Origin of the sequence: Paludisphaera sp. (assembly GCF_037189885.1) — a bacterium.
Lineage (GTDB): Bacteria > Planctomycetota > Planctomycetia > Isosphaerales > Isosphaeraceae > Paludisphaera.
Genome location: NZ_JBBCIR010000050.1, coordinates 1 through 4,463 on the forward strand (window position 1 = coordinate 1; position 4,463 = coordinate 4,463).

The 4,463-nt window shown below is 71.0% G+C and carries 3 protein-coding genes; all 3 read right to left on the minus strand.

Going from position 1 to position 4,463, the window contains the following annotated elements; genetic code table 11:
• Positions 1-47: 47 nt before the first annotated feature.
• Positions 48-1,133, minus strand: a complete 1,086-nt coding sequence (locus WG209_RS15470; RefSeq protein WP_337175965.1) for a PA0069 family radical SAM protein — start codon at positions 1,131-1,133, stop codon at positions 48-50.
• Between the two features lie 154 nt (positions 1,134-1,287).
• Positions 1,288-2,199, minus strand: a complete 912-nt coding sequence (locus WG209_RS15475) for an alpha/beta hydrolase-fold protein (RefSeq protein ID WP_337175966.1) — start codon at positions 2,197-2,199, stop codon at positions 1,288-1,290.
• A gap of 97 nt (positions 2,200-2,296) precedes the next feature.
• Positions 2,297-4,099 (minus strand): radical SAM protein, encoded by a 1,803-nt coding sequence (locus tag WG209_RS15480; protein WP_337175967.1) that lies wholly within the window; start codon positions 4,097-4,099, stop codon positions 2,297-2,299.
• Between the last annotated feature and the right edge of the window lie 364 nt (positions 4,100-4,463).

Consider the following 4,463-nt stretch of genomic DNA (forward strand, 5'->3'; position numbering starts at 1 on the left):
CCCCCCCCCCCCCCCCCCCCCCCCCCGCCATCGTAGGCCGGGGGGGCTCAGTCGAACAGCCGCATCTGGGCGTCGGGCTTCTCCGGGCGGCGGAAGGCGGCGGGGGAGACGGGCCAGGGGCGGACGTTGAGGTCGAGCCGCCGGCACGAGGTCTTGAAGACGCGGGCGATCATGTCGGCGATGGGGCCCTCGCCGCGCATGCGGTCGCCGAACCGCGAGTCGTACAGCTTGCCGCCGTGCATCGACCGGATGCGGTCGAGGACCTTGTCGCGGGCGTCGGGGCGGTGGCGTTCGAGCCAGTCGGCGAACAGCGGGGCGACGGCCATCGGCAGCCGGACCGCGACGTATCCGGCGGCCGTCGCCCCGGCCTTCGCGGCGGCCTCCAGGATCGCGGGCGTCTCGTGGTCGGTCAGGCCCGGGATCACCGGCGCGACCATCACCCCCGTCGGCACGCCCGCCGCCGACAGCGCCCGGATCGCCGCGAGCCGCCCCGACGGCCGGCTCGTCCGCGGCTCCAGGTCGGCCGCGAGGGCCGGGTTCAGCGTCGTGATCGACACGAACACCCCCGCGGCGCGATGCCGGGCCAGGTCGGCGAGCAGGTCGACGTCGCGGACGACAAGCCGATTCTTGGTCACGATGGTGACCGCCTGGCGATACTCCGCCATCACCTCCAGGCAGGCTCGCGTCAGCCGCAGCTTGCGCTCGATCGGCTGGTACGGGTCGGTCACGCCGCTCATCGCCAGGACGCGCGGCCGCCATCGCGGCGAGTCGAGCGCCTCGCGGAGCAGGGCGGGGGCCTCCCGCTTCACCAGGATCTTCGTCTCGAAGTCCAGCCCCGCGGACATCCCCAGGAACTCGTGCGTCGGCCGCGCATAGCAATAAATGCAGCCGTGTTCACATCCTCGATACGGATTCACGCTGGACTCGAACCCGACGTCCGGGCTCCTGTTCTCCGCCACGATCGATCGCGAGCGGTCGTCGATGAACTCGGTCTCCGGCCGTCGCAGCGAGTCCAGGTAATCGGCGTCGTCCTGGACGGTCTCCAGCTCGATCTCGTGGCGCAGCGGGTCGAATCGATTCGGGGGGTTGAAGCCGGCCCCACGGCCCCTCGGCTGGATTCGCTCGCCGCTCATGACGCACCTCGCGCTGGATCCGACGCCCATGGTTCCATCCCTCGACGCCACTCCCTCCCGCTCGCGAGACGAGTCTAGCACCTCCCTTTTCAGTGTACAAGGGAATAGTATTCTTTGGCCGAGGGTTTCGACGGCGCGCCGCGGGGCGGGTCGCTCAGGGGGCCGGGGCGAAGGATCGGGCGAGGCCGCGCGCGAGGGCCGCGGGGATGACGCCGCCGTGGTTCTCTTCGGGGAATTCGGCGACCTGGACGGCGAGGCCCGTGTCGGCCAGCGGCGCGAGGGTATCGGCCATGGCGCGGACGGACTCGGCCATCCGGGTCTGCTTGCGGGCCTCGTTCCGCTCGGCCGAGTCGCCGGGGACGGCCGCGCCTTCCAGGCCGCCGAAGGTCATCAGCAGCCGCGCGGGGGCGACCCTGGACGGGTCGGCGACGAAGGCGCGGGCCTCGGCCTCGATGGAGCGGTCGTTCCACCAGATGGACGGGCTGGCGGCGACATAGGCCTGGAACGCGCCGGGACGTTGGAACAGGGCGTGGAGGACGAACAGCCCGCCGAGCGAGTGGCCGCAGATCGCCTGCCGCCGCTCGTCCACCTTCAGCTTGCGGCCGACGATCGGCCGAAGCTCGTCGACGAGGAAGCTCAGGAAGGCGTCCTGGCCGCCGGTCTTGGGGGTGTGGGTCGCGCCGGGGAATCGTCGGACCAGTTCGGGAGGCGTGGGGGGCGTGAAGTCGAGGAAGCGCCGATCCAGATCCATGTGGCCGTCGATGGGGTAGCCAACGCCGACGATCGCGACCGGCCCGTTCATCCGGCGCTGGATGCGTTCGAACTCGACGAGCATGCCGAACGACGAGTTGCCGTCGAGCGCGTACATCACCGGATAGCCGTCGGCCGGGGCGGGGGCGTCGGGGACGTACAGGAAGATGCGATACGTGCCCCCGGCCTGGCTCGTCACGTCGAACCGCGACGCGCCGGGGATCGTCACCGGCGCCGTCGGCGGGTCGTCGTCCGATCGGGCGACTGTCGGGAACAGGAGGATCGAGGCGAGTGCGAGTCGGGCGAGCTTGTTCATGGCGGAGGGTCGCGAGGTTGGGTCGATCGGGGGTCGAGCGTCGATCGCCCCCGACGTTACCAGGGCCGCGCCCGCCGCGTCGACGCCCGCGCGGGGGTCAGGCGGTGTGGGCATCCTCGGCGACGGCGGCGACGGTGGGGTCGCACAGGCCGTCGTCGGTGACCTCGGAGCGGACGCTCTGGCAGCGGGCGAAGGGATGTCGCCGAGGCAGGGCGGCGGCGGCGTCGTTGACTTCGTAGAAGGTGGGGGGCTCGTAGGTCCACCCGCTCGCCAGGCGGCGGGCCTCGCGGCGCGAGGACCATTCGAGGTATCGGCCGCCGAGCGCCGCGGCGAGGCGGGCCTTCCAGCCGAACTCGCGGGTCAGCTCCTTGAGCAGCCGGTCCATCTTGTCGCGGAGCGCGGGCCTGTCGCGGAAGTAGCGGCGCGCGGCGGCGACCATCGCGGGGTATTGGGTCCGCAGCGAGCGTGACTCCCATTCGACGCGGTCGCGCACGCGGGCGTCGGGGTGATCGTGGTGGCGTCGCCAGCCGGCGAGCGTGGTCTCGGCGATCCGCATCACGCTCGGGCCGTTCTCCTCGAAGTCGCGCGTGAAGGCGCGGATCATCAGCTCGCCCTCGCAGCCGGGGGGGAGCGACGAATGGCGATAGTTGAAATGGGCCTGGCCGTGGACGTCGGCCGGGTCGATCTCCTCGTCGGTCAGCATCCGCCCGGCGGCGGCGAGCTCCGCGTGCAGCGGCGTGCCGGGGATCGGCGTGTAGAGCATGAACTGGTGGAAGTCGGTCCGGTGCCTGGCCGAGTGCTCGATGGCCCGATCGATGTTCTCCGGCGTGTGCTCCTCCAGGCCGATGATGCTGGACCCCAGCACGCGGATGCCGTGGCCCTGGAGGTTGCGCACCAGGTCGAACGTGTCGACGCCGGAGAGCTTCTTGTACGAGCTTTCCTCGCCTTCGAGCCCCATCCAGACCCACGAGACGCCGATGCGCACCAGCTCGTCGGCCGTGTACTTGCGCAGGGCGTTGGCCGAGCTGAAGACGTAGAACGCCCAGGGCTTGCCGTGCCGCTCCATCAGCTCCAGGAGACGCAGGGCGCGCGGGCGGTGGAGCAGGAAGTTCTCGTCCATGACGAAGAACGAGCGGACGCCCATGCGGTCGGCGAGCTGGTCCATGATCTGGAACAGCTCGTCGCCGCTCTCGTAGAAGTTCACGTATCGGCCCTTGCCGCCGAACATGGCGGAGGTCGAGCAGAAGTTGCAGCCGAGCGGGCAGCCGACCGACGGGATCACGGTGGCGGCGGTGTCCTCGGGCTTGCCCTGGGCGTCGACGCCCATGCAGCGCGTGCCGAAGCCCGAGGTGATCAGCGGGTGGCTCAGGGGTTGGCCCACCTGGTCGTCCAGGAAGCGCCTGAACCACGCCACGCCGTCGCCGCGGACGACGTGGTCGGCGTCGACCCGGTCGGCCAGGTCCGGGACGTTGGCGATGTGGCCGCCGATCACGATCGTCGCGTTCGGGAGGTGGCGGCGGATCATCGCGCACATCTCCCGGACCTTGTGCTGGTTCAGGACGATGCTGCTGATGCCGACGACGTCGTACTCGTTGTCGCGGATCTCCTCCTCGAACCGCTCCCAGGTGGGGAAATCCAGCACGACGCAGGGGGCCGAGAGGTTGGCCTGGATCAGCATCAGCCCCCAGCTGCGATGGAACATCCGCAGCGAGAACGGCCCCTGCACCCGCGTCACCTGGTTGTGGTACAGCTCCATCGGGTTGAGCGCGCGGCTGCCGTGCTCGTCGTCGCGGGCGTAGGGGCCGCAGACGCTGACCAGGAGCGTCCGGGCGCGTCGGCCCAGGGGATGGACGGGGGCGGCCGCGGCCGGTCGATCGATCGTGGCGTGTGTCGGGCTCATCGGCGGGCTCCTGCGCGACCACGCGCGGCGACGCGGCCCCCGCGAGCGGGCGGGCGCGCTCGACGCGGCCCCGAAGCCGCGTCACGGCACGGTCGGCGGGCCGGCGGCGGGGCGGTCAGGTCGGACAATCCTCACGGGACGCCGTCCAGCACGGATCTCGTCTCAGCCAGAATCGAAAACATCGTGAGATTTGATCTCAACGCGAATACGCATTGAGACAAAGCGTCAACGAGGGGTTGCCGCCCGGTCGTCGAGCGTAAAACGCGCGTCCCCTCTCCCGCCGGGAGAGGGTGGCCCGAAGGGCCGGGTAAGGGCCTGGGCGCTTCGGGGATCGCGCCGGTTCATTTCCAGGCTCGGCCGGCGG